Raw genomic sequence first — 26262 nt, 5'->3', positions numbered from 1 at the left:
CATGACGACGGATGCCGCGAGCCGGCGCTCGCGGCTCCTGTTCCCGACCCTCGCCGGGTACCGGCGAGACTGGCTCTGGCGCGACCTGCTCGCGGGCCTCTCCGCCGGAGCGGTCGTGATCCCGCAGGCGATGGCGTACGCCACCATCGCGAACCTGCCCGTGCAGACCGGGCTCTACACGTGCATGGTGCCCATGCTGGTCTACGCGATGCTCGGTGGGTCCCGGGCGATGAGCGTGTCGACGACCTCGACGATCGCCACCCTCACGGCGACGACGCTCGTGTCGGCCGGTGTCGCCGCGGGGTCCGACGACCCCATCCCCGACCTCATCACGCTCACGCTCATCGTCGGCCTCATCCTGCTCGCCGCCCGGCTCGCGAAGCTGGGGTCGCTGGTCGAGAACATCTCGAAGGCGACGATCGTGGGCATCCAGGTCGGCGTCGGTGCGACCGTCGCCGTGGGGCAGCTGCCGAAGCTCCTCGGCGAGACCGAGAACTACTCGGGGCACGGCTTCATCCGCTCGCTCATCGCGGTGGGCGAGGCGCTGCCCGGGGCGAATGCGGCGACCATCGCGCTGTCGGTCGCGTCGATCGCGGTGCTGTTCGTGCTGAAGCGGTGGGTGCCGCGCGTGCCCGGGCCGCTGATCGTGGTCGTCGGGGGCATCCTGCTCGTGGCGTTCGCTGGTATCGAGGAGGCCGGCGTCGAACTCATCGCCCCGGTGCCGCAGGGTTTCCCCGCGCCCGAGCTGCCCTCGTTCGCGAACCTCGGCGCGCTCCTGCCCGGGGCGCTGGCGATCGCGATCATGGCGTTCCTTGAGTCCGCGGCGGTGGCCCGCGGCATCCGTCGGCCCGGCGAGCCGCAGGTCGACAGCAACCAGGAACTGTTCGCGACCGGCGCGGCCAACACCCTCGGCTCGTTCTTCCAGGTGCTGCCGGCGGCGGGCGGGTTCTCGCAGAGCGCCGTCAACCAGGGCGCCGGTGCGCGCACGCAGCTCTCGACGCTCGTCACCGTGGTGCTCGCGGTGCTCGTGGCGCTCTTCCTCGGCCCGGTGCTGAGCCTCCTGCCGCAGGCCACGCTGGCGGCGTTGGTGTTCGTGGCCGTGATCGGGCTCATCGACGTGCGCGCCCTGATCCGGTTCTGGCGCATCAGTCGCACCGACTTCTGGATCACGACGGTCACCGCGTTCGTCGGGCTCACGGCCGGGCTGCTGCTCGCGGTGCTCGTCGGCATCCTGGCGACGTTCGGCGCGGTGCTCCGCGAGCTCAACCGCCTGCGTGTCGACGTGGGCGAGGCCGTCGGCGATGTGCTGCCCGTCCGGCTGCTCGGGCCGCTCTACACGGCGAACGTGCTCGCGAACGAGAACGCCGTGCTCGATGCGGCCCGGGCGCATCCCGGTGTGCGGGCGCTCGCACTCGAGCTCACGCGCATGTCGGTGACCTCGATCACCGTGCTCGACACCCTCGCCGACCTCGATCGGGAGCTCGCCGCGCTCGGGATCGAGCTGCGCGTCGCCGCGGTGCCCGAGGCGGGGGCGGCGGTGGCGCGGCGCACGAGCTGGTTCGCCGGGCTCGAAGCCGAGGGGCGGTCGTACCCGACGCTCGCCGATGCGGTCGCGTCGCGGCATCCGTCGAACTGACGGGCTTCGTGCCGGACCGCGAGCTGCGCCTGCCTCAATTGGCGTCGCGGACGCAGCGGAACCCGATGTGGGTCGTCGCCGTGTCGTCGGCCTGGGGCGATCGCGCCGCCGGGCGGTACCGCAGGCAGTACTCGGGCGAGCACAGGTGCGAGCCGCCCTTCAGCACCCGGCGGGGGATGCGCGAGCCGGGCTCGGCGGATGCCGCGGCGAGCAGGTTCTCGCGCGTGCCGGCCTCGACCGGCACCTGCCCGGGCACCTCGTGCCGCGGCGCGTAGAAGTCGGTGGTCCACTCCCACACGTTGCCCGTGACGTCGAAGAGGCCGTAGCCGTTCGCCGGGAACGTCATGACCGGCGACGTGCCGACCCAGCCCGCGGCGCCCGTGTTCTCGTAGGGGAAGTGCCCCTGCCACTGGTTCACCATGAGCTCGCCGCCCGGCCGCTCGTCGTCGCCCCAGGCGAACCGGGCGCCGTCGAGGCCCCCGCGGGCCGCGTACTCGAACTCCGCCTCGGTGGGCAGTCGCTTGCCCGCCCAGGCGGCGTAGGCCGCGGCATCCTCGAGGCTCACCTGCACGACCGGATGCGTCGGCCGGTCGTCGACGGATGACCCGGCGCCGAACGGATGCCGCCAGCTGGCGCCCTCGCCCCAGCGCCACCACTGGCGCCAGTCGCGCAGGTCGACCGGACCTTCGGTCGGCATGAAGACGAGCCCGCCCGGCACGAGGCCGTCGGGGTCGACGCCCGGGAAGTCGGCCGGATCGAGCGGGCGCTCGGCGACGGTGACGTAGCCCGTGGCCTCGACGAACGCCGCGAACTGCTCGTTCGTGACGGGGTGCAGGTCGATCTCGAACGGACCCACGGTGCGCTCGTGCACCGGCGTCTCGTCGGGGTAGAACTCGGCCGAGCCCATGCGGAACGTGCCGCCCTCGATGCGCACCATCGGCGTCGTGTCGACCGTCATCCTCAGAGCCTACGCGGCTCGCGCGGGCGGCGGCCTCGCCGCCCCCCTCGCCGCACCCATCCACCTCGCCCAGATGACGCAGATCGACGTTCGTCCCACTCGCGAAGGTCGATTCGCGTCACTTCACGGCCGCTCATCCATCGTTGCGACTCGAACGGGCCCCCGTTGTGGGACGTCGGATCGTCCACACTTCGGTCGGCGCCGTGCGTCGGCCGCGGATTCTCGTCGCACGATTGCCGCATGCCCCCGCGCAAGGCTCTCCCGATCCCGCTCGCCGCCGCACCGTTCACGGTCGCCCATGCCCATGCGTGGAACGTGGGCGAGGGACGGCTTCGAGGGTCCGACCTCGAACGACCCTTCCACGGGGTGCGGATGCCGCGGAGCGCGTCGGCCTCGACGGAGCGGCTGTGTCGTGCGTACGCCGAGAGGATGCGCGACTGCGAAGTCTTCAGCCACCGCACCGCCGCGCTCCTGCACGGCCTGCCGCTTCCCCTCGGCGATGACCGGAGGATCCACGTCTCGGCATTCCAGCCGCACGGCATCCCGCGGTCCGCCAGCGTGAGGGGTCACCGTCTCCGACCCGGCGGCGCGGCGGTCGTCGAGGTCGGAGGGCTACGCGTGGTCTCGGCCGTCGACGCCTGGTGCCAGCTCGGTGGTGAGCTCTCAGTGCGGAGGCTCGTGGAGGTGGGCGACGCGCTCGTGCGCCGGCGGCATCCGCACGCGACTCTGGTCGAGTTGGGCGAGGCGGTCGACGGTCATGCCGGCAACCGGGGCCAGCGTGCCCTTCGGGCCGCATTCGAACTCGTGCGTCCCGGCACTGACTCTCCGGCGGAGACCGACCTGCGCCTGGACCTGACGGCATGCGGCCTGCCGGAGCCGCAGGTGAACGTGCCCATCTTCGACGCGTCAGGGCACCTGATCGCCATCGGTGACCTCGTGTACGCCGGATATCGGGTCATTGTCGAGTACGACGGTCGGCACCACGGTGAGGACCCTCACCAGTACGCCCGCGACATCGACCGTCTCGAGGATCTCGCGCATGCCGGGTGGCGCGTCATCCGCTTCAACGCCTCGCACCGCGGAGCGCGTCGAACGCGTCGATTGCAGCGCGTCCGAGAGGCGCTGCTCGCCGCGGGCTGGGTTCCAGACGCCGCGAGGTGACGCGAATCGACGTTCCCGAGGTCGCGAAGGTCGATTTGCGTCATCTCACCGCGCGCGGGCGGGAGCGGGGCGGGAAGGCGGGGGTGGCCGGCGGGGCGGGCAGGCCCCGTTAGGGGAGCAGGCGCGTCGGGCCGCGGAAGAGGTACGTCGTTTCGCGGATCGAGTGCTCCTCGAGCATGAGCATCAGCACGCGGGCGAGGCCCATGCCGAAGCCGCCGTGCGGCGGCACGCCGTAGCGGAAGAAGTCCAGGTAGAACTCGAGCTCCTCGGGGTCGAGCCCCTTCTCCTTCGCCTGCTCGACGAGCACGTCGATGCGGTGCTCGCGCTGGGCCCCGGTCGAGATCTCGACGCCGTTGTAGATGAGGTCGTACGAGTTCGTGATGCCCGGGTCGCCCTCGCGGCGCATGTGGTAGAACGGCCGGATGCTCGACGCGTAGTCGGTGAGGAACACGAAGTCGTGCCCGTACGTCTCCTTGACGTAGGCGGAGATCTGTCGCTCGCCCTCGGGGTCCATGTCCTCGTCGGTGCGGGGGATCACGTAGCCGCGGTCGGCGACGATCTGCTTCGCCTCGGCGAGCGGGATGCGGGGGAACGGCGTCGTGGGCACCTGCAGGTCGATGCCGAACAGCTCGGCGATCTCGGCGCCGTGCTTCTCCTTGACGGCGGCGAAGCCGGCCACGAGGAGCTCCTCGTGCATCTTCATGACGTCCTCGTGCGAGTCGACCCAGCTCATCTCGGCGTCGACCGACGTGAACTCGGTGGCGTGGCGCGAGGTGAACGACGGGTCGGCGCGGAACGCGGGGCCCACCTCGAAGACCTTGCCGAAGCCGGCCGGCTGCGCCATCTGCTTGAAGAACTGGGGGCTCTGTGCGAGGTACGCCTTGCCCTCGAAGTAGTCGACCTCGAAGAGCTCGGCGCGCGACTCGGACGCCGATGCCATGAGCTTCGGGGTGTGGATCTCGATGAAGTCGTGCTCGACCCAGTAGGTGCGCAGCGCGTGCAGGAACGTGGTCTGGATGCGGAAGATCAGGTGCTGCTTGGGGTGGCGCAGGTCGAGGAAGCGCCAGTCCATGCGCTTGTCGAGGCTGGAGTCGGCCGCGATGGGCGTCTCGGGGTTCGCCTCGGCGACCACGTCGAGCGAGCCGATCTTCACCTCGATGCCGCCGAGCTTGACGCGCTCGTCGTGCTTCAGCTCGCCGGTGACCGTGATGAACGAGCCGTGCGAGAGCGCCGAGATCGTCTCGGTCGTGGCGAGCGCCTCGGCCGCGCCGACGCTCACGCCCTCGGGGTCGAGCTCGCGGGTCGCGGGGTTCACGAGCTGCACGGCCCCCGACTCGTCGCGCAGGATGACGAACTGCACCTTCTTCTGATCGCGCACGGTCTCGACCCATCCGGCGACGGTGACGGGGCCGTCGGGAAGCGCGGCGAGGTTCTTGATCAAGGTGCGTGAGTTCACGATCGACCATCCTACCGGGGCGTTTCCGCGCGCCTCCCGGTACCATCAGCGAGCAGCGAGCGGATGCCGCAGCGGGAGGGGGTTCGCCGGTGGAGGACACGGACCGCAGGGTTCCGATCGATGCCCAGAAGGTCGACGCGCCGCTGTCGCAGTCGGCGGTCTTCCTCACGGTCGTGATCGGCCTCGAGCCGGGCGACCTGGCGACCGTCCGCGACGTGGTCTCGGGTCTCGACGACCTCGCCAAGACGGTCGGATTCCGCGACCTGGCCGCGAACCTCTCGTGCGTCGTCGGCATCGGCGCGTCGGCGTGGCAGCGTCTCGGGCAGACGGTGCGCCCCGCCGAGCTGCGGCCGTTCACGGCGATCACGGGCGGTGCGCATACGGCCCCCTCGACTCCGGGCGACCTGCTCTTCCACATCCGCGCCGATCGCGCGGACCTCTGCTTCGAGTTCGAGCGGCTCCTGCTCGAGCAGCTCGGCGGCGCGGTGACGGTCGCCGACGAGGTGCAGGGGTTCCGCTACTTCGACGCGCGCGACCTGCTGGGCTTCGTCGACGGCACCGCGAACCCGAGCGGCGCGGGAATGGCCGACGCGACGCTCATCGGCGACGAGGATCCGGCGTTCGCGGGCGGCAGCTACGTGGTCGTGCAGAAGTACCTGCACGACCTCACGGCGTGGAACGCGATGACCACCGAGCAGCAGGAGGCGGTGATCGGCCGCCGCAAGGCCGACAACCTGGAGCTCGATGACACCGAGCCGCAGCGGGCGCACAAGACACTCACCACGATCACCGACGACGAGGGCAACGAGCTCGAGATCCTGCGCGACAACATGCCCTTCGGCAGCCCCGCGGCCGGTGAGTTCGGCACGTACTTCATCGGGTACTCGCGTCGGCTCTGGGTCATCGAGCGGATGCTGCAGCGGATGTTCCTGGGCGACCCGCCCGGCCTCCACGACCGCATCCTCGACGTCTCGACCGCCGTCACCGGGGCGACCTTCTTCGTGCCGCCACTGCACCTGCTCGAGGCGCTCGCCGACGAGGCGTGAGACGGCGGCCGGAGCGGCGGTCGACCCGACGGCCGCGCGGTGGCCCACGAGGGCCCGACCCTCGGCGGATTCAAAGGGAACCTCTCTCTAGACTGGAGACCGTGCCGGCCGAGCAGATCCATCTCGTGCGCCATGGCGAGGTGTTCAACCCCCAGGGCGTGCTCTACGGCCGACTCCCCGGCTACGGCCTCTCGAGCCTCGGCCACGAGATGGCGCAGCTCGCCGCCGACGACCTCGCCTCGCGCGGCCGAGCGATCGGCGCCCTGCTCTCCTCCCCGCTGCAACGCACGCAGCAGTCGGCGGAGCCGATCGGCCGCGTCTTCGAGCTCGAGGCCGCCCTCGACGACCGGGTGATCGAGCCCGAGAACCGGTTCGAGGGCAAGCGCATGAGCGGCCGAGACAGCGCACTGCGCGACGTCCGCAACTGGGCCTTCCTCGTGAACCCGTGGGAGCCGAGCTGGGGCGAGCCGTTCGGCTCGATCGCCCGGCGCATGCTGCACGCCATGGATGACGCCTGGAGGGCGACCGACGGCGGGGACGCCGTGATCGTGAGCCACCAGCTGCCCATCTGGATGGTGCACCGTCGGGTCGCGGGCAAGTCGCTGGCGCACGACCCCCGGCGACGCCGCTGCGCGCTGTCGAGCATCACCACGTTCGAGCGCCGCGGCGCGTCCTTCGTCGAGGTCGGCTACCGTGACCCGGCCCGCCGCCTCTCCGCGAACGCCAGCGACGTGGGGGCGGTGTGATGCGGCGCCGGATGCAGCCCCGTGCCGGGCTCACGATCCTCGCCGCGTTCGCCGCGGCATCCGCCCTGCTGCTCACGGGGTGCACGAGCGACCCGCTCGCCGACCAGTACCGCGAGGGCAGCGGCAAGAACTACATCGCCGGCGACGGCACCATTTCGGAGTACGCGGCCGACCAGCGGGGTGAGCCGATCGCGTTCTCGGGCGAGACGGTCGAGGGCGCGAGCTTCGACTCGGCCGACACGCTCGGCGACGTGACGGTCGTGAACTTCTGGTACGCCGGCTGCGCGCCGTGCCGCGTGGAGGCGCCGATCCTCGAGGACGTGTCGCAGGGCTTCGCGAGCGACGCCGACACCGCCGACTCGGGCGTGACCTTCGTGGGCGTCAACGTGCGCGACCAGGCGGGCACCGCGGCCTCGTTCGAGAAGAAGTACGGCGTGACCTACCCGTCGATCCTCGACGTCGAGTCGGGCTCGGCGCAGCTCGCGTTCGCCGGTCCGGTGCCCCCGGCCGCGGTGCCGACCACGATCGTGCTCGACCGCGAGGGCCGGGTCGCTGCGCGCATCCTCGGCCAGCTCACCGACGCGTCGATCCTCGAGTCGATCGTCGACGGCCTCCTGGCCGAGCAGGCCTAGGGGCGGCGGCAGCGTGGGCGGCGTCGGCGACATCGTGCTGAACGGGCAGCTGCTCGCAGCCGTGCCGATCGCGCTCGCCGCAGGGCTCGTCTCGTTTCTCTCGCCGTGCGTGCTGCCGCTGGTGCCCGGCTACCTCGGCTACCTCGGCGGGTTCACGGATGCCTCGGCCGTCGCCTCCGAAGAACGACGCAACCGTCGGCGGCTCATCCTCGGCGTGCTGCTGTTCATCGCCGGATTCACGGTCGTGTTCGTCACGTTCAACCTGCTCGCCGGCGTCGCGGGAGCGTGGTTCAACGCCTACGGCGACGTGATCACCCGGGCCCTCGGCGTGGTGCTCATCGTCATGGGCCTCGTGTTCATCGGCCAGTTCACGTTCCTGCAGCGCACCTTCAAGCCGTCGTGGCGGCCGGCCACGGGCCTCGCGGGGGCGCCGCTGCTCGGCATCGTGTTCGGCCTCGGCTGGACCCCGTGCATCGGCCCGACCCTCGCGGTCGTGCTCACGCTCAGCGCCGACTCGGCGTCGGCCGGCCGTGCGCTGCTGCTCGGGCTCGCGTACTGCCTGGGCCTCGGCATCCCGTTCCTGCTCGTCGCGCTCGGCTTCGGCTGGGTGACGGGCTCGCTCGCGTTCTTCCGCCGCCACATCCGCACCATCAACATCATCGGCGGATCGCTGCTCATCGCGATCGGCCTGCTCATGGTGTCGGGCCTCTGGACCATCTGGATGTACGAACTGCAGGCGGTGATCACCGGCTTTGTCCCCGCGATCTGACCCCGACGCGCTGTCGCGGCCCGACGACCACATCGACGCCCCCCAGCGCGATGCCGAATCGTCGGACGCGGCATCCGTCACCCAGCCGAAACTGGGCTTCGTCGGCTGGCTGCGCTTCGCGTGGCGGCAGCTCACGAGCATGCGCACGGCCCTGCTGCTGCTCCTGCTGCTCGCGATCGCCGCGGTGCCCGGCTCGCTCGTGCCGCAGCGCTCGAGCGACCCGAACGGCGTGACCCAGTACTTCGCCGACAACCCGGGCCTCGCGCCAGTGCTCGACCGGTTCCAGATGTTCGACGTGTACACGTCGGCGTGGTTCTCGGCCGTGTACCTGCTGCTCTTCGTGTCGCTCATCGGCTGCGTCATCCCGCGCACGAAGCACCACTTCGACGCGCTGCGCGCCCGCCCGCCGCGCACGCCCGTGCGACTCTCGCGGCTCGCGGGCTTCACCGAGCGGCCGCTGCCGACGGGTGAGACGCCGGATGCCGCGGTCGACCGCGCGGCGGCCGAGCTGAAGCGCGCCGGCTACCGGGTCGAGCGCTACGACCTGCGCGGCGAGGCATCCGTGTCGGCCGAACGCGGGTACCTGCGCGAGACCGGCAACCTCGTCTTCCACACCGCGCTGCTCGGCGTGCTGGTGGCCGTCGGCATCGGCGGCGGCTTCGGCTTCTCGGGACAGCGCGTGGTCGTCGAAGGCCAGTCGTTCGTGAACACGCTCGCGGCGTACGACTCGTTCAACCCGGGCCGCTTCTTCGACGACGGCACCCTCGACCCGTACAAGCTCTCGCTCGAGGAGCTCGACGCCGTGTACGAGACGCGCAACCAGGACGCGATCGGACAGCCGATCGACTTCACCGCGCACGTGTCGGTGCAGGCCCAGGGCGGCGAGTCGACGCCGGGCGTCGTCAAGGTGAACCAGCCGCTGCGTGTGCACGGCACCGACGTCTACCTGCTCGGCAACGGATATGCCCCCACCATCACGGTGCGCGACCCGCAGGGCGAGGTCGTGTTCACCGACGCGGTGCCGTTCCTGCCGCAGGACGCCAACCTCACGTCGATCGGCGTCGTCAAGGTGCCCGACGGCCTCGAGGAGCAGCTCGGCATGGTCGGCTTCTTCTACCCGACGCAGGAGACGCTCGCCTCTGGGGCGTTCACGTCGAACTACCCCGACCTCATCTACCCGGTGCTGACGCTGAACGTCTACCAGGGCGACCTCGGCATCGACGGCGGCGAGCCGACCTCCGTGTACACGCTCGACCCGTCGAGCATGGAGCAGCTCACGGGCGGCGCGACCGGCGTCGAGTCGATCGAGCTCATGCCGGGCGAGACCGTGGAGCTGCCGAACGGCCTCGGGTCCGTCACCTTCGAGGATGTGTCTGCCGAAGCAGGTGGCGACCCCGATGCCGCCGAGGGCGACTACTCGCACAGCGTCAGCCGGTTCGCGAGCTTCGACATCCACGACGACCCGTCGCAGGGCTGGGTGCTCGTGTTCGCGGTGCTCATCATCGCGGGCCTGCTCGTGTCGCTCTTCGTGCCGCGTCGCCGCATGTGGGTCAAGGCCGTGCGCCGCCGCGACGGCGCGGTGGTGCTCGAGTACGCCGGCCTCGCGCGCGGCGAGGACCCGGGCCTCGAGGAGGCGGTGGCCTCGTTCGCGAACGCGCACGCGGGTGCGACGACGGATGCCGCGGCGGCGACGCCCGTGGTCGAGGCAGGGCCCGAGTCGGCGCCAGACGGCGAATCCGCCGATGACCGCGCCAATCCTTCGACGTAAGGTAGAACAGTGACGCTCGACGAGATCTCCATCATCCTCGTGTACTCGGCCATGGCCGTGTACGCGATCGCGTTCATCGCCTACGCGATCGACCTCGCGCGTCGGTCCGCGGCCGCGACGAAGGCGGCGGATGACGCGAAGGCGGCCGTCGTGGCATCGGCGCCTGTGGCCGAGGCGGCTGCCGAAGCCGGCACCGCCGGCGCGGCAGCGACCGTCGGCACCGCAGCGACCGGCGGAGGCGCGGACACGCTCGTGGCCGCACCGCCCGCGCGCGGGGCATCCGTCGCCTGGGGCCGTTCGCCCGCGCTGCGGGTTGCCGTCGCCATGACGGTGGTGGCATGGCTGCTGCACCTCGCGGCCGACGTGACCCGTGGCCTTGCCGCGGGCCGGGTGCCCTGGGCGAACATGTACGAGTTCGCGCTCACCGGCACGCTCGTCATCACCACGGTCTACCTGCTCGTGCTCGTCGTCGCGAAGCACGACCTGCGCTTCCTCGGCACCTTCGTGACCGGCCTCGTGCTCGTGCTGCTCGGCATCGCGACCGTGAACTTCTACGTCAGCGTCGTGCCCCTGCCGCCGGCACTGCAGTCGGCCTGGCTCGTGATCCACGTGTTCGTGGCGACGTCGGCGGTCGGATTCCTCGCGCTGGGCTTCGCGCTCTCGGTCGTGCAGCTCATGCAGGCGCGACGCGAGTCGTTCGCGGCATCCGCCAAGGCCGTCAAGCAGAACTTCCTCGCGACGCTGCCCGACTCGGCGACCCTCGAGAACCTCGCCTACCGCGTCATCATCATCGGCTTCATCCTGTGGACGTTCACGCTGATGGCCGGCGCGATCTGGGCCGAGGCGGCGTGGGGCCGGTACTGGGGCTGGGACACCAAGGAGGTGTGGACCTTCATCATCTGGGTGGTCTACGCCGGGTACATCCACGCGCGGGCGACCCGCGGCTGGCGTGGCTCGCGATCGGCGTGGCTCGCGATCATCGGCTTCTCGACGGTGCTGTTCAACTTCACCGTGGTGAACCTGTTCTTCAAGGGACTGCACGCATACTCGGGCCTCTGATCCGATCGCGGCGCTGAGTCACGTGCGTCTCAGGGCGCGTCCGGTTGCAGCGCGCGCCCGCGGCGGGCATGCTCGCCCTGTGCGCAGTTCCCTGCTCGAACGCGAGACCGAGCTCGATGAGCTGCGCGCGGCCGTGCGGGAGGCGACGGCCGGGCGCGGCCGCGTCGTGCTGCTCCACGGCGAGGCCGGGATCGGGAAGTCGACGCTCGTGGCCGCGCTTCGGGCCGATCCCCCTGGCGGCGCCCGGGTCCTCGTCGGGTCGTGCGACGCGATGTCCACGCCACGCACGCTCGGTCCGCTGCGGGATCTCGCGCCGTCGGTGGGACCGCGCCTCGGGGAGGCCCTGCGCGCCGGCGACCGCGAGGAGGTCTATGCCGCGCTGCGCGACGAGCTCGCCGCCCCCGGCGGCACGGCGCTCATCGTCGAGGACGTGCACTGGGCCGACGAGGCCACCCTCGACGTGCTGCGGTTCCTCGCCCGCCGCATCGACGACCTGCCGGCGGTGCTCGTGCTCACGTACCGCGACGAGCTCGACCGCGACCACCCCCTGAGCCGCCTCCTCGGCGACCTCGGGCACGGCGACCGCGTCGACCGCATCGCGCTCGCCCACCTGTCGGCCGCCGCCGTGGGCGCGCTCACCGCCGACAGCGGACTCGACGCCCAGCGGGTCTACCGGATGACCGAGGGCAACCCCTACTTCGTGACCGAGCTCATCGCCTCCGCCGACGAGGCGCGCGTGCCCCCGACGGTGGTCGACGCCGTGACGGGCCGCCTGCGGCGCCTCGATGCCGCGACGCAGGACCACGTGGAGCAGCTCGCCGTCGTGCCCTTCGCGGTCGACCGAGACCTGCTCGCGCGGCTCGTGCCGGGGTCCGAGGGGGCGCTCCGGGCCGCCGAGGAGGGCGGACTCCTCGCGGTGAGCGCCGACGGGGTGCGGTTCCGCCACGAGCTGACCCGACGCGCGGTCGTCGACGCGCTGCCGGCCTCACGCCGCATCGAGCTCGAGCGTCGGGTGCTCGCCGCGCTCGTGGCCTCGGGGGTCGCCGACCCCGCCCGGCTCGTGCACCACGCGATGGCCGCGGGCGACGTCGGGGCGGTCGTCGAATGGGCGCCGCGGGCGGCCAGGGACGCCGCCGCGTCGGGCGCGCACCGCCAGGCCACGGCGCACTACCGCGCCGCCCTCGACCACGCCGACCGCTTCGACCCGGCCGAACGCGCCGACCTCTCGGAGGAGTACGCGATCGAGGCGTACACCGTCGGAGCGGCGGACGACGCGATGACAACGCAATCCCAGGTCATCGCGTTGCGACGCCGGCTCGGCGATCCCCGGCGGCTCGGGGCGAGCCTGCGCTGGCTCTCGCGCTTCCAGTGGTTCGCCGGCCGTCGAGCCGACGCCGAGCAGTCGGCTCGCGAGGCATCCGCCGTGCTGGCCGACGCCGGCGACCCGGGCCTGCTCGCCATGGCGCTCAGCAACGAGTCGCAGCTCGCGCTGCTCATGCACGACTCCGAGCGCGCCATGGAGCTCGCCGATCGGGCGATCGCGATCGCTCGCGAGACCGGCGATCGCGCCGTGCTCTCGCACGCGCTGAACAACCACGGCACCGCGCTGATGTTCCGCGCCGACGAGCGGGGCATCGATGAGCTCGTCGAGGCCGCCGATGTCGCGCAGGCGGTCGACGACATGGAGGATGCGGCACGCGCCTACGTGAACCTCGTCTGGGGCCTGCTCGACCACTACCGGCTCGACCTCGCCGAGCTGCACCTCGCGCGTGCGATGGAGCTCACCGAGCGGGCGGAGTTCATCGGCTTCGTCACCTACCAGCGCATGGAGCAGGGGCGGCTCGACCTGGCGCGGGCCCGATGGGATGACGCCCTGGCGTCGGTCGAACCGGTTCCGGATGCCCCGCACGCCCGTTGCGTCGCGCTGACCGTCGCCGGCACGGCCCGCCTGCGGCGCGGCGCCGACGGCGACGAGGGCGCCGACGTGGCACTCGACGAGGCGCGGCGGCTCGCCGACGAACTGGCCGAGCTGCAGCGTCGCGGCCCCGTCGCGGCCGCGCGGGCCGAGGCGGCCCTGCTCCGCGGTGATGCGGCGGCCGCCCGCGCGATCGCCCGTCCCGAGTTCGACGAGGCCGACCGCCGGAACGCCAGCGCGCTCCGGGCCGAGCTGGCGTATCTGCTGCGGCGCGCGGGCGACGAGGTGGAGGTGTCGCCCGACGACGGACACCCGTTCGCCGTGCAGGCACGCGGCGACTGGCGCCGCGCGGCCGACCTGTGGCACGAGGCCGGCGCCCCGTACCACGAGGCCGCGGCGCTCGCCGAGAGCCCCGACGAGGCCGACCTCCTCGACGCGCTCGTGATCCTCGACCGTCTGGGCGCGGCGCCGCTCGCGCGCCGGGTGCGCGCCGACCTCCGAGCCCGCGGCGTGCGGAGCATTCCGCGTGGACCCTCGAGCGTGACCCGGCGCAACCCCGAGGGACTGACCGATCGCCAGGTCGGGGTGCTCGAGCTCCTCGCCGAAGGCCTCACGAACGCGGAGATCGCCGACCGGCTCGTCGTCTCGGTGCGCACGGTGGACAGCCACGTCGCCGCGGTGCTGGCGAAGCTCGGCGTGCAGAGCCGGCAGGACGCCGTGCGCGCGGCCCGCGAACTCGGCCTCCTCTCGGCTTGATCGCAGCACGCGCCGGAAGATCTCGGTAGCCGCCGCAGCCGATCTCGGTAGTCGTCGCCGACGAGCCGGCCCACCTCCTCGCCGTAGAACTGGAATGTGCCCGGGATCGGGCCGCGACCAACGGATCGAGGGGTCATCATGAACACCGCAGTCATCGGCACCGCAGGCATCGTCCGCCCCGCCGGACCCGACACGCTGCTCCGGCGCATCTCGCGTCGCAGTGGCCTCGCGCTCCTCGCGTGGAGCCGCAGCGCCGAGCAGCGCCACGCCGCACCCACCCGCGACGAGCTCGCCGAACTGCACGAGCGGCGGCTCGTGGCTGCCCAGCTGCGCGAGGAGCGGTTCCGGGCAGTGGCGCTCGGGCGCCTGCTGTGACGGCTGCGCTCCACCGGTAGGCCCGCGCCGACGCGTCCCGCGAACGAGGGCCACCGGTTGAGAGCGTTTCCACCGGCAGGCCCGCGAAGACACCTGAGATGGCGGGCGTGCGGCTGCCAGTGACATCCGGCGCCTCGCAATAATGCAAGCGCTTGCATTAACTCGCCTCGCGCTGCTACGGTCGGCTCCAAGTCGGTGGCACGCGGTCGTGCCGGGAATCGGGAGTCAAGGATGACGCAACGGGTGCGCGCCCGCGGTTGGTTCGCTGCAGCAGTCACGGGGGCCCTCGCGGCATCCGCCATCGTCTTCGTACCGGGCCTCGCGGCCGCGGCCGAGGAGCCCCGCACGTTCGCCCTCGTGGGCAGCCTGCAGTCGGAGCTCGGCTGCGCCGACGACTGGAAGCCCGACTGCGCCGAGACGGAGCTCATCCCGACCGGCACGCCCGGGGTGTACGCCGCCGAGTTCACGATCCCGGCCGGCTCCTACGAGTACAAGGTCGCCGTGAACGACGCCTGGGACGAGTCCTACGGCCTGAACGGCGGCAACGACAACATCCCGCTGACGGTCGAGGGCGACACCCCGGTGCGGGTGGTGTTCGACGACACCCTGAAGCGCGTGGGCCTCGAGGCCACCGGCCTGCGCGGCGCCTACGACGAGGCAGCCGACGCCGATCTGGTCGCCGCCCCCGTGCGCCAGCCCGGCAGCGACGAGCAGTTCTACTTCGTCATGACCGACCGCTTCCAGAACGGCGACGCCGCGAACGACCAGGGCGGCCTCACGGGCGACCGGCTCACCACCGGATACGACCCGACCGCGAAGGGCTTCTACAACGGCGGCGATCTCGCCGGCCTGCGGTCGCAGCTCGACTACATCGACGGACTCGGCACGACGGCCCTCTGGCTCACGCCGAGCTTCAAGAACCGCCCGGTGCAGGGCGAGGGCGCCGACGCGAGCGCCGGCTACCACGGCTACTGGGTCACCGACTTCACCCAGATCGACCCGCACCTCGGCACGAACGCCGAGCTCGAGGCGCTCATCGCTGAGGCGCACGCCAAGGGCATCAAGGTCTACTTCGACATCATCACGAACCACACGGCCGACGTCATCGACTACGAGGAGGGCGAGCACTCCTACATCGACCAGGCGACGAGCCCCTACCGCGACGCCGACGGCAACGCCTTCGTCCCGGGCGACTACGCCGGCGCGGGCGATCCGGCCTTCCCGGCCCTCGACGCCGACACGAGCTTCCCGTACACGCCGACGGTCGCCCCCGCAGACGCCGACCTCAAGGTGCCGGCCTGGCTCAACGACCCGACGCTGTACCACAACCGCGGCGACTCCACGTGGGAGGGCGAGTCGGTCACGTTCGGCGACTTCGTCGGCCTCGACGACCTGATGACCGAGCACCCCACCGTCGTCAACGGCTTCGTCGACGTGTACGACGACTGGATCGACCTCGGCATCGACGGCTTCCGCATCGACACCGCCAAGCACGTGAACTTCGAGTTCTGGGAGCAGTGGTCGACGCAGGTGCTCGACTACGCGCACGACCACGGCAAGCCCGACTTCTTCATGTTCGGCGAGGTCTACGACGCCGACCCGCAGAAGCTCAGCCCCTACGTGCGCAAGACCGACATGAACTCGGTGCTCGACTTCACCTTCCAGTCGCAGGCCGTGAGCTTCGCGGCCGGCAACTCGGCCAAGAACCTGCAGTCCCTCTTCGCGGGCGACGACTACTACACGACGCCCGACTCGTCGGCCACGGCCCTGCCGACCTTCCTCGGCAACCACGACATGGGGCGCGTCGGCTACTTCCTGCAGTCGTCGGATGCCCCGCTGCAGCGTGACGAGCTCGCCCACGAGCTGCTCTTCCTCACGCGCGGCCAGCCCGTCGTCTACTACGGGGACGAGCAGGGCTTCGCGGGCACCGGCGGCGACCAGAGCGCACGCCAGACCCTCTTCCCGACCCAGGTCGCCGAGTACCAGAACCAGCCGCTCGTCACGGGCGAGACGTTCGGCGCGGGAGCGCACCTCGCGACCGACGCGCCGATGTACGAGCACATCGCGGCGCTCGCCAACCTGCGCGCGACCAACCCGGCGCTGTCGACCGGCGCCCAGATCGAGCGCTACGTCGACAACGGCGCGGGCGTCTACGCGTTCTCGCGGGTCGACCGCACCGAGAAGGTCGAGTACCTGGTCGCGTCGAACAACTCGAACGTCGCGAAGACGGTCGACGTGCCCACCCTGACGAAGGACGGCGCGTTCGAGGTGCTCTACGGCGACGCCTCGCCCGTCACCGCGAACGCCGACGGCGTGGCATCCGTCACCGTGCCGGCGCTCGGCACCGTGGTGCTGAAGGCCGACCGCACGGTCAGCGCGCCCGACGCGGCATCCGCCATCTCGGTCTCGACCCCCGCTGCGGGCGCCGGGGTCTCGGGCATCGCCCCGGTCGTCGCCGACGTCGACGACGCGACCTGGCAGGAGACGAGCTTCGCCTGGCGCGTGGCCGGCTCCGACGACTGGCACGCGCTCGGCACCGCCGAGGACACGAGCCCCCGCGTCTTCCACGACACGGCCGGCCTCGCGAACGGCACGCTGCTCGAGTACCGCGCGGTGTCGACGGATGCCGCGGGCCACCGCTCGGCGGCGAGCACGTACGCCTCGGTCGGCAACGCCGTCAACCTCGTCGAGGAGGAGCAGCCCGAGCAGCCGATCGACCTGGTCACGGTGCCCGGTTCGCACAACTCGGAGATGGGCTGCCCCGGCGACTGGACCCCCGGCTGCGAGGCCGCGAAGCTCACGCTCCGCGCCGACGGCATCTACGCCGGCACCTTCGACCTGCCCGCGGGCGACTACGAGTACAAGGTCGCGCTCAACGGCAGCTGGGACCTCAACTACGGGGCGAACGGCGAGCCGAACGGCGGCAACGTCACCTACACGCACGCCGGCGGACCGATCACGTTCTTCTGGAACCCCGACACGAAGGTCGTCTCCTCGACGGCCGAAGGCCCTGTCGTGACCCTGCCGGGCAACTTCCAGTCGCAGATCGGATGCCCCGGCGACTGGCAGCCCGACTGCCTCGCCTCGCTCATGCAGGACGGCGACAAGGACGGCGTCTACACCTTCGCGACCGATGACCTCGACGACGGGTCCTACGAGGTGAAGGTCGCGCACAACCGCAGCTGGGACGAGAACTACGGCGTCGGCGGCGCACCGGGCGGCGCGAACTACACGTTCACGGCGACGGCGGGCAAGCTCGTCGAGTTCCGCTACACGCTCGCGACGCACGTGCTCGAGATCGTCGTCACCGACCCGCCGCTCGCGGGAACGGGCGAGTCGCGCGCGCACTGGGTGAGCGAGGACACGCTCGCGTGGCCGGCGGAGTTCCTCGGCGGGGCATCCGCTGCGGACGCGACGTGGACGCTCGAGCACTCGGCCGACGCCGCGCTCGCGGTCGCGGAGGGTGCGGTCACGGGCGGCGGTGAGCCGATCGAGCTCACGGTCGACCCGGCGGGCCTCTCCGACGCGCAGCTGGCGAAGTTCCCAGCGCTCGAGGGCTACGTGGCCCTGCACCCCGAGGGCCTCGACCGCGTCGACGTGCAGCAGCTCCTCACCGAGCAGCTCGCGGTGGCCCAGGTGACGGATGACGCGCTCAGCGCGTTCACCGGCGTGCAGGTGCCCGGCGTGCTCGACGACCTCTACGCTGACGCCCTGGCGTCCACGCCGCTCGGCGCGACCGTCGCGGGCGACGAGGCGGAGCTCACGCTGTGGGCCCCGACCGCACAGTCGGTGTCGGCGCAGGTCTGGGAGTCGGGCGCCACCGGCGACCCGGTGCTCGTGCCGGCCGAGTTCGACCCGGCCGACGGCACGTGGAGCGTCGACGGCGTCGACGTGGGCGACGAGTACCGCTGGTCGGTCGACGTGTACGCGCCGACGACCGGTGCCATCGAGACGAACTCGGTCACCGACCCCTACTCCGTGGCGCTCACCACCAACTCGGCGCGCACGGTGGTCGTCGACCTCGACGACGCCGCGCTGGCGCCGAAGCAGTGGGCCGAGACGCCCGCGCCGGTCGTGGAGCGGCCCGTCGACCGTGCGATCTACGAGCTGCACGTGCGCGACTTCTCCATCACCGACGAGACGGTGCCGGCGGAGGAGCGCGGCACGTACCGCGCCTTCACCCGCGACTCGGCGGGGACCGCGCAGCTCAAGCAGCTCGCTGACGCGGGCATCAACACCGTGCACCTGCTGCCGACGTTCGACATCGCCACGATCGAGGAGAACCGGGCCGCGCAGGCGACCCCCGCGTGCGACCTCGCGTCGTACGGTCCGGCGTCGACCGAGCAGCAGGCGTGCCTCGAGTCGATCCGCGACCTCGACGGCTTCAACTGGGGCTACGACCCGTTCCACTTCCAGGCGCCCGAGGGCTCCTACGCGGTGGACGCGAACGGTGGCGCCCGCGTCGAGGAGTTCCGCGAGATGGTCGGCGCGCTGCACGCCACCGGCCTGCAGGTCGTGCTCGACGAGGTGTACAACCACGCCGCGGCATCCGGCCAAGGCGAGAAGTCGGTGCTCGACAAGATCGTGCCCGGCTACTACCAGCGGCTCAACAAGGTGGGCAACGTCGAGACCTCGACCTGCTGCCAGAACATCGCCACCGAGCACGAGGTCGCCGAGAAGCTCATGGTCGACTCCGTGGTGCTGTGGGCCAAGGAGTACAAGGTCGACGGCTTCCGCTTCGACCTCATGGGTCACCACTCGAAGGAGAACATGCTCGCGATCCGCGCCGCGCTCGACGAGCTCACGCTCGCCGCAGACGGCGTCGACGGCAAGGCGATCTACCTCTACGGCGAGGGCTGGAACTTCGGCGAGGTCGCCAACAACGCGCTGTTCGAGCAGGCCACGCAGGGCCAGCTCGGGGGCACCGGCATCGGCACGTTCAACGACCGGCTGCGCGACGCCGTGCACGGCGGCAGCCCGGTCGACGGCTCGTCGACGTTCATCCAGGGCTACGGCACGGGCCTCGGCACCGACCCGAACGGGCAGCCGGGCACGCCGTCGCAGGCCGACCAGCTCGCCGACCTCGGGCACCAGACCGACCTCGTGAAGCTGGGCCTCGCCGGCAACCTCCGCGGCTACGAGCTGACGGATGCCGCGGGTGAGACCGTGCGCGGTGACGAGCTCGACTACCGGGGTTCGCCGGCCGGCTACGCCGACCAGCCCGACGAGGTCATCAACTACGTCGACGCGCACGACAACGAGACGCTCTACGACCTCTCGGTGTTCAAGCTGCCGACGGACACGTCGATGGCCGACCGAGTGCGCATGAACACCCTCGAGCTCGCCACGGTCACCCTGTCGCAGTCGCCGTCGTTCTGGCACGCCGGCACCGAGCTGCTGCGCTCGAAGTCTCTCGACCGCAACAGCTACAACTCGGGCGACTGGTTCAACCGCATCGACTGGACCGGCCAGGAGTCGACCTTCGGGTCGGGCCTGCCGAACGAGGCCGACAACGGTGAGAAGTGGCCCATCATGGAGCCGCTGCTCGCGAACCCGGCGCTCAAGCCGGCCGCGGCCGACATCGCGACGGCCGAGGCATCCGCCCTCGACCTGCTGCGGGTGCGTGACGAGGTCGACCTGCTGCAGCTCGGCTCGGCGGAGCTCATCGACGAGAAGGTGAGCTTCCCGAACAGCGGCCCCGGCGCCACGCCCGGCCTCATCGTGATGAAGATCGACGACCTGGTGGGCGACGACGTCGACCCCGAGCTCGACGGCGCCCTCGTGGTGTTCAACTCGTCGCCCGAGGCGATCACCGAGCAGGTCGACGGACTCGCAGGCCGCGACTTCGCCCTCACCGAGGCGCAGGCGAACGGCTCCGACGCGGTCGTGAAGAGCACGACGTGGGATGCCGCGAGCGGCGCGGTCACCGTGCCGGCCCGTTCGGTCGCGGTGCTGGTCGACGAGCAGGCTCCGCCCGCGGTCGCCACGTTCACGGTCGGCGCGCCGAACAAGCTGCTCGCGAAGGCGGGCTCGGCGGTGCACTACGTCGGCGCGGTGCTCGCCGCCGACGGGTCGAAGCCCGCGGGCACGGTCACCATCACCGACGGCTCGAAGGTGCTCGCCACCCTGGAGCTCACGGCGAAGGACCGCGGCCGCTTCTCGGTGAAGCTGCCGAAGCTGTCGGCAGGCGTGCACGTCATCCGGGCGTCGTTCGACGGCGGCGAGGGCTTCGCGGACTCGGGCTCGTTCCCGGTGCCGCTGATCCTCTGGTAGCCGGCTGACGCGCCGAGGGGCGTCGCTGCGGATCTCCGCGGCGGCGCCCTTCGCAGTTCGACCCGCCGCCGGCGTGACACGAGTGGTCACGATTCGCGGCCTCCCGGGATGGGATGCGGCGAATCGTGACCGCTCGGCGCCTGGGGGCGGCGTGTCGTGCGCGGCGCGTCGGGCGCGGCGGGGCGCCAGGGCGTCAGCGGGCCGCGGCGGCCGCGTCGGCGAGCACGGCGTGGGCGCGGCCGAGCCGCTCGATCCACCAGTCGGTGCGCTCGGGCCCCGCGTCGTAGCGCTGCAGCAGCGCCGGGTCGGGCAGCACCCGCCGCACCTCGATGGCCCCGTCGACCGGCAGCAGCGGGTCGCGCGTGACGTCGGCGGCGAGCAGCGAGGCGGTGCCGAGACCGCAGTCGTAGTCGAGCGAGGGCACGGATGCCGCGAGCCTGGCGCCCATCGCGAGGCCCACGCTTGTGTCGAGCGCACTCGACACCACCACGGGGAGCCCTGCCGCCTCGATGATGCGCAGCGCCCGCCGGATGCCGCCGAGCGGCTGGGCCTTGATCACGAGCAGGTCGGCCGCGCCGGCCTCGGCCACGGCGAGCGGGTCGTCGGCCCGGCGCACGCTCTCGTCGGCGGCGATGGGGATGCCCATGTACTTCACGCGGACGCCGATCTCGGCGAGTTCCGCGACGGTCGCGCAGGGCTGCTCGACGTACTCGAGGTCGAACGGGGCGAGCGCGTGGATCGCGTGCTCGGCCTCGTCGACGTTCCAGCCGCCGTTCGCGTCGACGCGGATGCGTCCCTCGGGGCCGAGCGCATGCCGCACGGCGCGCACACGCGCGACATCCGCCGACAGTGGCTCGTCGCCGCCCGCGACCTTCACCTTCGCGGTGCGGCAGCCGGGGAACCGCGCGAGCACGGCGCCGACGCTGTCAGGGTCCACCGCGGGCACGGTCGCGTTGACCGGGATGCGGTCCCGCAGGGCGGGCGGCGGCGAGGTCCAGCCGAAGTCGACGGCGGCGGCCAGCCAGGCGGATGCCTCGTCGTCGTCGTACTCGGCGAACGGCGAGAACTCCGTCCACCCCTCGGGCCCCTCGAAGAGCATGGCCTCGCGCACGTCGATGCCGCGGAACCGGGTGACGAGGGGGAGGGCCACCACCCTCGCCGTCGCCAGCAGGTCATCGAGGGTCGGCAGGGGTGCGGCGTCATCGGTCACCGTCCCATCGTGGCACCGATGGGGGTCTGTTAGTGTGGCCGCCTTGGAGGTGCGCATGTCCGACGAACTCGACACCCTCGGCGTGGAAGCCAGTGAGGTGCGACGTGACTCGCCGGGGCGCAACGTCCTGATCGCCGTGATCGGCCTGGTGCTCATGGTCGCGGCGCTCATCCCGCTCACCTGGGGCGCGATCTGGGTCGGCTCGATCGCGTACGCCGGCATCGTGGCGTTCTTCAGCGGGGAGCCCGCGACCCTCTGAGGTCGTCTCGTCGCCCGCCACCGAGCCGATCGCGGCCCGGTCGTAGGCTGGAGGCATGGCGCACGAGGTCTCCGAACTGTTCGACGCGAGCGAGTGGACGGATGCCGCCCCCGCCGCGCCCGCGGCATCCGTCGGATTCACCGACATCACGTACCACCACTCGCACGACGGCCGCATCGCACGCATCGCGTTCCACCGGCCCGAGGTGCGCAACGCGTTCCGGCCGCACACGGTCGACGAGCTGTACCGCGCGCTCGAGGACGCCCGCACCAACCCGCGCATCGGCGTGGTGCTGCTCACGGGCAACGGGCCGAGCGCGAAGGACGGCGGCTGGGCGTTCTGCTCGGGCGGTGACCAGCGCATCCGCGGGCGCGACGGGTACCAGTACTCCGACGCCGAGGCCGAGGTGGTGCGCGATCCGGCGGCCGCGGCGGCGACCGGGCGCCTGCACATCCTCGAGGTGCAGCGGCTCATCCGTTTCATGCCGAAGGTCGTCATCGCGGTCGTGCCGGGCTGGGCGGCCGGTGGCGGGCATTCGCTGCACGTCGTCTGCGACCTCACCATCGCGAGCCGCGAGCACGGCCGGTTCAAGCAGACGGATGCCGACGTCGGCAGCTTCGACGCGGGCTACGGCAGCGCCTACTTCGCCCGTCAGATCGGGCAGAAGTTCGCCCGCGAGGTGTTCTTCCTCGCCGAGGAGTACTCGGCCGACCGCGCCTACGAGATGGGCGCCGTGAACCGGGTCGTGCCGCACGCCGAGCTCGAGCGCGAGGCGATCGCCATGGCCCGCACCATCCTCACGAAATCGCCCACCGCCATCCGCATGCTGAAGTTCGCGTTCAACGCGGTCGACGACGGCATGGTCGGCCAGCAGGTGTTCGCAGGCGAGGCGACCCGGCTCGCGTACGGCACCGACGAGGCCGTCGAGGGTCGCGACGCGTTCCTCGAGAAGCGCGACCCCGACTGGGGCCCCTACCCGTGGCACTACTAGTCGGGCGGATGCCGCGATGAAGCCGCTCGTGCGACTGCCGGCGACCGACGTGGCGGGCCTCACGTTCGCGCTGCGGCGGGCGCTCTCGGGCGGCCCCGCGGTGTGGCCCGTGCCCGGTCCCCGCGACACGGTCGCGCTCGAGGATGCCGGGGAGGTCGACGACGGCATCGCCCTCGTCGTCGAGACGAGCGGGTCGACGGATGCCCCGAAGCGCGTGCTGCTCTCCGCGGCGGCCCTGCGCACGAGCGCCGTCGCGACCGAGGCCGCGCTCGGCGGACCCGGGCAGTGGCTGCTCGCCCTCCCGGGCCACTACATCGCCGGTGCGCAGGTGCTCGTGCGATCGATCGTGGCGGGCACGGAGCCGGTCGTGCTCGAGGGCGACGGGTTCGACCCCGCGGCGTTCGCCGCGGCATCCGCTCGGCTCGACCGGCTGCGACCGCGTTACACGTCGCTCGTGCCGGTGCAGCTGAGCCGGCTGGTCGAGGCGGCCCGCACCGACCGCGCCGTCGCCGACGCGCTCCACCGGTTCGACCGGATCCTCCTCGGCGGCCAGGCGGCGTCGCCCTCGCTGATCGTCGCGGCCGATGCGCTGGGCCTCCGGGTCACCCGCACGTACGGGTCGAGCGAGACGGCGGGCGGCTGCGTCTACGACGGTCGCGCGCTCGACGGCGTGCGTGTGCGCATCGTCGACGGTCGCGTGGAGGTGTCGGGACCCATGCTCGCCGACGGCTATCTCGGCGACCCGGCGCGCACCGCCGACGCCTTCGCGACCGACGCCGACGGCACGAGGTGGTATCGCACGGGCGACCTCGGCGATGTGGCGCACGACGGCATCCTGCGGATCCGGGGCCGGGCCGACGACGTGATCATCTCGGGCGGCGTGAAGGTCGCGCTCGGCGAGATCGAGCGCGCCGTGCGGTCGGTGCCGGGGTTCGGCGACGCGGTCGTGGTGCGGGTGCCCGACGCCGAGTGGGGGGAGCGGGCGGCGGTGGTGACGATGCGCACGGATGCCGCCGCGGCATCCGATGCCCTCGTGACCCTCGTCGCGGCGACCGACGCCGCCGGGCTGACGCCCGCCGCCCGGCCCGTTCGCCTCGAGCTCGTCGACGGGTTGCCGCTGCTCGCCTCGGGCAAGCCCGACCGCCGCGCCCTCGAGGCGAGGATGCGCGGCGGTCGGGAGGGATAGCCCGTCAGGCGCTCGGCGCGCCGGCGCCTGCGGGCACCGGCTCGACGTCGGCCTCCGCGAGCCGCTTGGCCTCGTCGAGGTGCGCCTGCACCTGGGCGCGGCCGGGCAGGAAGAGGCTGGCGAGCGCCGCGATCGCGAACCCGGCCACCGCCACCCAGACCGAGGCCTGCAGGGCGGTGAGCAGGTGCTCCCGGCTCCAGTCCTCGCCGACGACGGTGAAGAACACGGTCGTCGAGACCGCGACGCCGGCCGCCGCGCCGAGCTGCTGGAAGGTGCTGTACGCGCCCGAGGCTGCGCCCGCATCGGCGACCGGCACGGTGGCGAGGGCCACGTCGACGAGCGGGATGACCACGAGCGCGAGGCCCACGCCCGACAGCAGCATCGGCCACACCGCCGCCCAGCCGGTGAAGTCGGCGCCGGTGGCGACGACGACCGCGAACACCCACAGGAGGCCGGCTCCGAGCAGCACGGCGCCCGCGGTGACGAGCACCTTGCCGAGGCGCGCCACGAGCGGGATGACGATGCCCGTGCCGACCAGCGCGCCGAGGCTGAACGCGAGCAGGTTGAGGCCGGCGGTCAGCGCGTCGAAGCCGAGCCCGACCTGCAGGTAGATGATGAACGGCAGCGTGAACGCGTTGAGCGACCCCTGGAACGCCGCCTGGGTGACGATGCCCGCCGAGAAGCCGCGGTCCGCGAAGAGCGGCATCGGCAGCAGCGCCGAGCCGTCGCGGCGCATGCGCCGGCGCGAGTAGGCGATGAACACGACGAGCAGCACCGCGCCGAACGCGACGGGGATCCACAGCCAGGCCGGCCACTCGAGCGACTGGCCCTCGACGAGCGGCACCATGAACGCGAGCACGATGGCGCTGAGCAGCGCCACGCCCACCAGGTCGAGCCGCATGGGTCGCTCGGAGCGCGTGTCGGGCACGAAACGGGCCGCGAGGATGAAGATCGCGATGCCGACCGGGATGTTGATGAGGAACACCGTGCGCCAGCCGAGGCCCCAGAGGTCGGCGTCGATGAGCCAGCCGCCGAGCACCGGGCCGAGCACCGCGGCGAGGCCGCTGACGCCGCCGATGAGCCCGTACATCGGGGCGCGCTCGCGCGGGCTGAACAGTGCCTGCACCGACGCCAGGAGCTGCGGCACCATGAGCGCGGCGAACAGGCCCTGCGCGATGCGCGTGACGACGAGCGCTTCGCCCGACCAGGCCGCCGCGGCGACTCCGGAGGCGATCGTGAACCCGGCGATGCCGATGAGGAAGATCCTGCGGCGCCCGAAGAGGTCGCCGAGGCGCCCGCCCGTGATCAGCCCGACCGCGAAGGCGAGCATGTATCCGCTGACGATCCATTCGAGCTGGGCCTCGGATGCCCCGAGGTCGGCGCCGATCGACGGCAGGGCGACCTGCACGATGGTGACGTCGAGCAGGTCCATGAACGAGGCGAACAGGAGGATGCCGATGGCGAGCCCTCGGCGTGTGGTGGTGGCCATGGCCGTCATCCCTTCGTATGCTGAGATTGGTACCGGATCGGGATTGTCCCGATACGGAATAATCCCACTTCGGGAAGAATAGGAGGCGGACGAGCCGATGTCAAGCAGGGCCGAGGTCACCGCTCGCATCGTCGAACTCGTGCAGCTCGTCATCGCCTCCTCGGTGATGACGAACGAGCGCATCGCCCGATCGCTCGGCATGAACGTGGTCGACATGCAGGCGTTCGGCTTCATCCAGCGCCACGGCGGCCCGATGACCGCGGGCGAGGTGAGCCAGCAGACCGAGCTGCCCACGAGCACCACCACACGCGTGCTCGACCGGCTCGAGAAGCACGGCCTCATCGAGCGCACGACCGACCCCGCTGATCGCCGCCGGGTCGTGGTGCGGGCCCTGCCCGACGCGTTCGCCGAAGCCGGCCGGGGCGGCCCCGACGACCCCTACGGCGACATCCTCGCGGGCATGCTGCGCCTGCACGACCAGTTCACCGTCGAGGAGCTCGAGATCGTCGCCCGCTACCTCGACGCGCTGAAGGACGTGCGCTGACGCGCGATGGCCCATGCGCTGAGGTGCCGTGGC

General features: G+C 71.9%; 19 protein-coding genes. 15 read left to right on the top strand and 4 right to left on the bottom strand.

Going from position 1 to position 26262, the window contains the following annotated elements; all coding sequences use genetic code 11:
• Position 1 precedes the first annotated feature (1 nt).
• On the top strand, positions 2–1636 hold the full coding sequence (locus AC1DZA_RS10930) for a SulP family inorganic anion transporter (protein WP_476772777.1): 1635 nt from the start codon (positions 2–4) through the stop codon (positions 1634–1636).
• 34 nt (positions 1637–1670) lie between these two features.
• On the opposite strand, the gene AC1DZA_RS10925 is transcribed toward AC1DZA_RS10930, so the two are convergent.
• On the bottom strand, positions 1671–2594 hold the full coding sequence (locus AC1DZA_RS10925; RefSeq protein WP_476772776.1) for a formylglycine-generating enzyme family protein: 924 nt from the start codon (positions 2592–2594) through the stop codon (positions 1671–1673).
• A gap of 429 nt (positions 2595–3023) precedes the next feature.
• Here AC1DZA_RS10925 and AC1DZA_RS10920 point away from each other — a divergent pair, with 429 nt between their 5' ends.
• Complete coding sequence (locus AC1DZA_RS10920; RefSeq protein WP_476772775.1) at positions 3024–3755, top strand: endonuclease domain-containing protein; 732 nt, start codon at positions 3024–3026, stop codon at positions 3753–3755.
• A gap of 109 nt (positions 3756–3864) precedes the next feature.
• On the opposite strand, the gene aspS is transcribed toward AC1DZA_RS10920, so the two are convergent.
• The gene (aspS, locus tag AC1DZA_RS10915; protein WP_476761991.1) at positions 3865–5211 is read right to left on the bottom strand and encodes an aspartate--tRNA(Asn) ligase; all 1347 of its coding nucleotides are present in this window, start codon (positions 5209–5211) and stop codon (positions 3865–3867) included.
• A gap of 89 nt (positions 5212–5300) precedes the next feature.
• On the opposite strand from aspS, the gene AC1DZA_RS10910 reads away from it, so the two are divergent.
• From AC1DZA_RS10910 to pulA, 9 genes are all read left to right on the top strand, one after another.
• The gene (locus AC1DZA_RS10910) at positions 5301–6257 is read left to right on the top strand and encodes a Dyp-type peroxidase (protein ID WP_476772774.1); all 957 of its coding nucleotides are present in this window, start codon (positions 5301–5303) and stop codon (positions 6255–6257) included.
• A gap of 101 nt (positions 6258–6358) precedes the next feature.
• Positions 6359–7003 carry a histidine phosphatase family protein gene (locus tag AC1DZA_RS10905; protein WP_476772773.1) on the top strand — a complete coding sequence of 215 codons (645 nt, stop codon included), beginning with the start codon at positions 6359–6361 and terminating at the stop codon, positions 7001–7003.
• A gap of 11 nt (positions 7004–7014) precedes the next feature.
• On the top strand, positions 7015–7635 hold the full coding sequence (locus AC1DZA_RS10900) for a TlpA family protein disulfide reductase (RefSeq protein ID WP_476772772.1): 621 nt from the start codon (positions 7015–7017) through the stop codon (positions 7633–7635).
• Between the two features lie 13 nt (positions 7636–7648).
• Positions 7649–8404 carry a cytochrome c biogenesis CcdA family protein gene (locus tag AC1DZA_RS10895; protein ID WP_476772771.1) on the top strand — a complete coding sequence of 252 codons (756 nt, stop codon included), beginning with the start codon at positions 7649–7651 and terminating at the stop codon, positions 8402–8404.
• Positions 8405–8414: 10 nt separating this feature from the next.
• Positions 8415–10172, top strand: coding sequence for a cytochrome c biogenesis protein ResB (gene resB / locus AC1DZA_RS10890; protein WP_476772864.1), 1758 nt, complete (start codon positions 8415–8417; stop codon positions 10170–10172).
• A gap of 51 nt (positions 10173–10223) precedes the next feature.
• Positions 10224–11231: a c-type cytochrome biogenesis protein CcsB gene (gene ccsB, locus AC1DZA_RS10885; RefSeq protein ID WP_476772863.1), complete on the top strand. Its 1008-nt coding sequence runs from the start codon at positions 10224–10226 to the stop codon at positions 11229–11231.
• A 79-nt stretch (positions 11232–11310) separates the two neighbouring features.
• A complete protein-coding gene (locus AC1DZA_RS10880; protein WP_476772770.1) occupies positions 11311–13902 on the top strand; it encodes an ATP-binding protein in 2592 nt (863 codons plus the stop codon).
• 138 nt (positions 13903–14040) lie between these two features.
• Positions 14041–14277 (top strand): hypothetical protein, encoded by a 237-nt coding sequence (locus AC1DZA_RS10875; protein WP_476772769.1) that lies wholly within the window; start codon positions 14041–14043, stop codon positions 14275–14277.
• A gap of 231 nt (positions 14278–14508) precedes the next feature.
• On the top strand, positions 14509–20550 hold the full coding sequence (pulA, locus tag AC1DZA_RS10870) for a pullulanase-type alpha-1,6-glucosidase (RefSeq protein WP_476772768.1): 6042 nt from the start codon (positions 14509–14511) through the stop codon (positions 20548–20550).
• Between the two features lie 193 nt (positions 20551–20743).
• On the opposite strand, the gene AC1DZA_RS10865 is transcribed toward pulA, so the two are convergent.
• Positions 20744–21760 carry an o-succinylbenzoate synthase gene (locus AC1DZA_RS10865; protein ID WP_476772767.1) on the bottom strand — a complete coding sequence of 339 codons (1017 nt, stop codon included), beginning with the start codon at positions 21758–21760 and terminating at the stop codon, positions 20744–20746.
• Positions 21761–21815: 55 nt separating this feature from the next.
• Here AC1DZA_RS10865 and AC1DZA_RS10860 point away from each other — a divergent pair, with 55 nt between their 5' ends.
• Genes AC1DZA_RS10860 through AC1DZA_RS10850 form a run of 3 tightly spaced genes read left to right on the top strand, consistent with a single transcriptional unit; the run spans position 21816 to position 24196 of the window.
• Positions 21816–22019, top strand: a complete 204-nt coding sequence (locus AC1DZA_RS10860) for a hypothetical protein (protein WP_309974863.1) — start codon at positions 21816–21818, stop codon at positions 22017–22019.
• 55 nt (positions 22020–22074) lie between these two features.
• Positions 22075–23010 carry a 1,4-dihydroxy-2-naphthoyl-CoA synthase gene (locus tag AC1DZA_RS10855; RefSeq protein ID WP_476763559.1) on the top strand — a complete coding sequence of 312 codons (936 nt, stop codon included), beginning with the start codon at positions 22075–22077 and terminating at the stop codon, positions 23008–23010.
• A gap of 16 nt (positions 23011–23026) precedes the next feature.
• Positions 23027–24196 carry an AMP-binding protein gene (locus AC1DZA_RS10850; RefSeq protein ID WP_476772766.1) on the top strand — a complete coding sequence of 390 codons (1170 nt, stop codon included), beginning with the start codon at positions 23027–23029 and terminating at the stop codon, positions 24194–24196.
• 4 nt (positions 24197–24200) lie between these two features.
• On the opposite strand, the gene AC1DZA_RS10845 is transcribed toward AC1DZA_RS10850, so the two are convergent.
• Positions 24201–25685 (bottom strand): MFS transporter, encoded by a 1485-nt coding sequence (locus AC1DZA_RS10845; protein ID WP_476772765.1) that lies wholly within the window; start codon positions 25683–25685, stop codon positions 24201–24203.
• A 97-nt stretch (positions 25686–25782) separates the two neighbouring features.
• Between AC1DZA_RS10845 and AC1DZA_RS10840 the strand changes: the two genes are divergently transcribed.
• Positions 25783–26229, top strand: coding sequence for a MarR family winged helix-turn-helix transcriptional regulator (locus AC1DZA_RS10840; RefSeq protein WP_476772764.1), 447 nt, complete (start codon positions 25783–25785; stop codon positions 26227–26229).
• Positions 26230–26262: the final 33 nt, after the last annotated feature.

This window comes from Agromyces sp. P2_B3, assembly GCF_056404815.1.
This window is presented reverse-complemented; position numbering and strand designations above follow the sequence as displayed.

Excerpts from the sequence above, each read along its gene's own strand:
- AC1DZA_RS10930 (WP_476772777.1), top strand. The coding sequence starts at position 2 with ATGACGACGGATGCCGCGAGCCGGCGCTCGCGGCTCCTGTTCCCGACC.
- AC1DZA_RS10925 (WP_476772776.1), bottom strand. The coding sequence starts at position 2,594 with ATGACGGTCGACACGACGCCGATGGTGCGCATCGAGGGCGGCACGTTC.
- AC1DZA_RS10920 (WP_476772775.1), top strand. The coding sequence starts at position 3,024 with ATGCGCGACTGCGAAGTCTTCAGCCACCGCACCGCCGCGCTCCTGCAC.
- AC1DZA_RS10900 (WP_476772772.1), top strand. The coding sequence starts at position 7,015 with ATGCAGCCCCGTGCCGGGCTCACGATCCTCGCCGCGTTCGCCGCGGCA.
- ccsB (WP_476772863.1), top strand. The coding sequence starts at position 10,224 with ATGGCCGTGTACGCGATCGCGTTCATCGCCTACGCGATCGACCTCGCG.
- AC1DZA_RS10875 (WP_476772769.1), top strand. The coding sequence starts at position 14,041 with ATGAACACCGCAGTCATCGGCACCGCAGGCATCGTCCGCCCCGCCGGA.
- pulA (WP_476772768.1), top strand. The coding sequence starts at position 14,509 with ATGACGCAACGGGTGCGCGCCCGCGGTTGGTTCGCTGCAGCAGTCACG.
- AC1DZA_RS10860 (WP_309974863.1), top strand. The coding sequence starts at position 21,816 with ATGTCCGACGAACTCGACACCCTCGGCGTGGAAGCCAGTGAGGTGCGA.
- AC1DZA_RS10855 (WP_476763559.1), top strand. The coding sequence starts at position 22,075 with ATGGCGCACGAGGTCTCCGAACTGTTCGACGCGAGCGAGTGGACGGAT.
- AC1DZA_RS10850 (WP_476772766.1), top strand. The coding sequence starts at position 23,027 with ATGAAGCCGCTCGTGCGACTGCCGGCGACCGACGTGGCGGGCCTCACG.
- AC1DZA_RS10845 (WP_476772765.1), bottom strand. The coding sequence starts at position 25,685 with ATGGCCACCACCACACGCCGAGGGCTCGCCATCGGCATCCTCCTGTTC.
- AC1DZA_RS10840 (WP_476772764.1), top strand. The coding sequence starts at position 25,783 with ATGTCAAGCAGGGCCGAGGTCACCGCTCGCATCGTCGAACTCGTGCAG.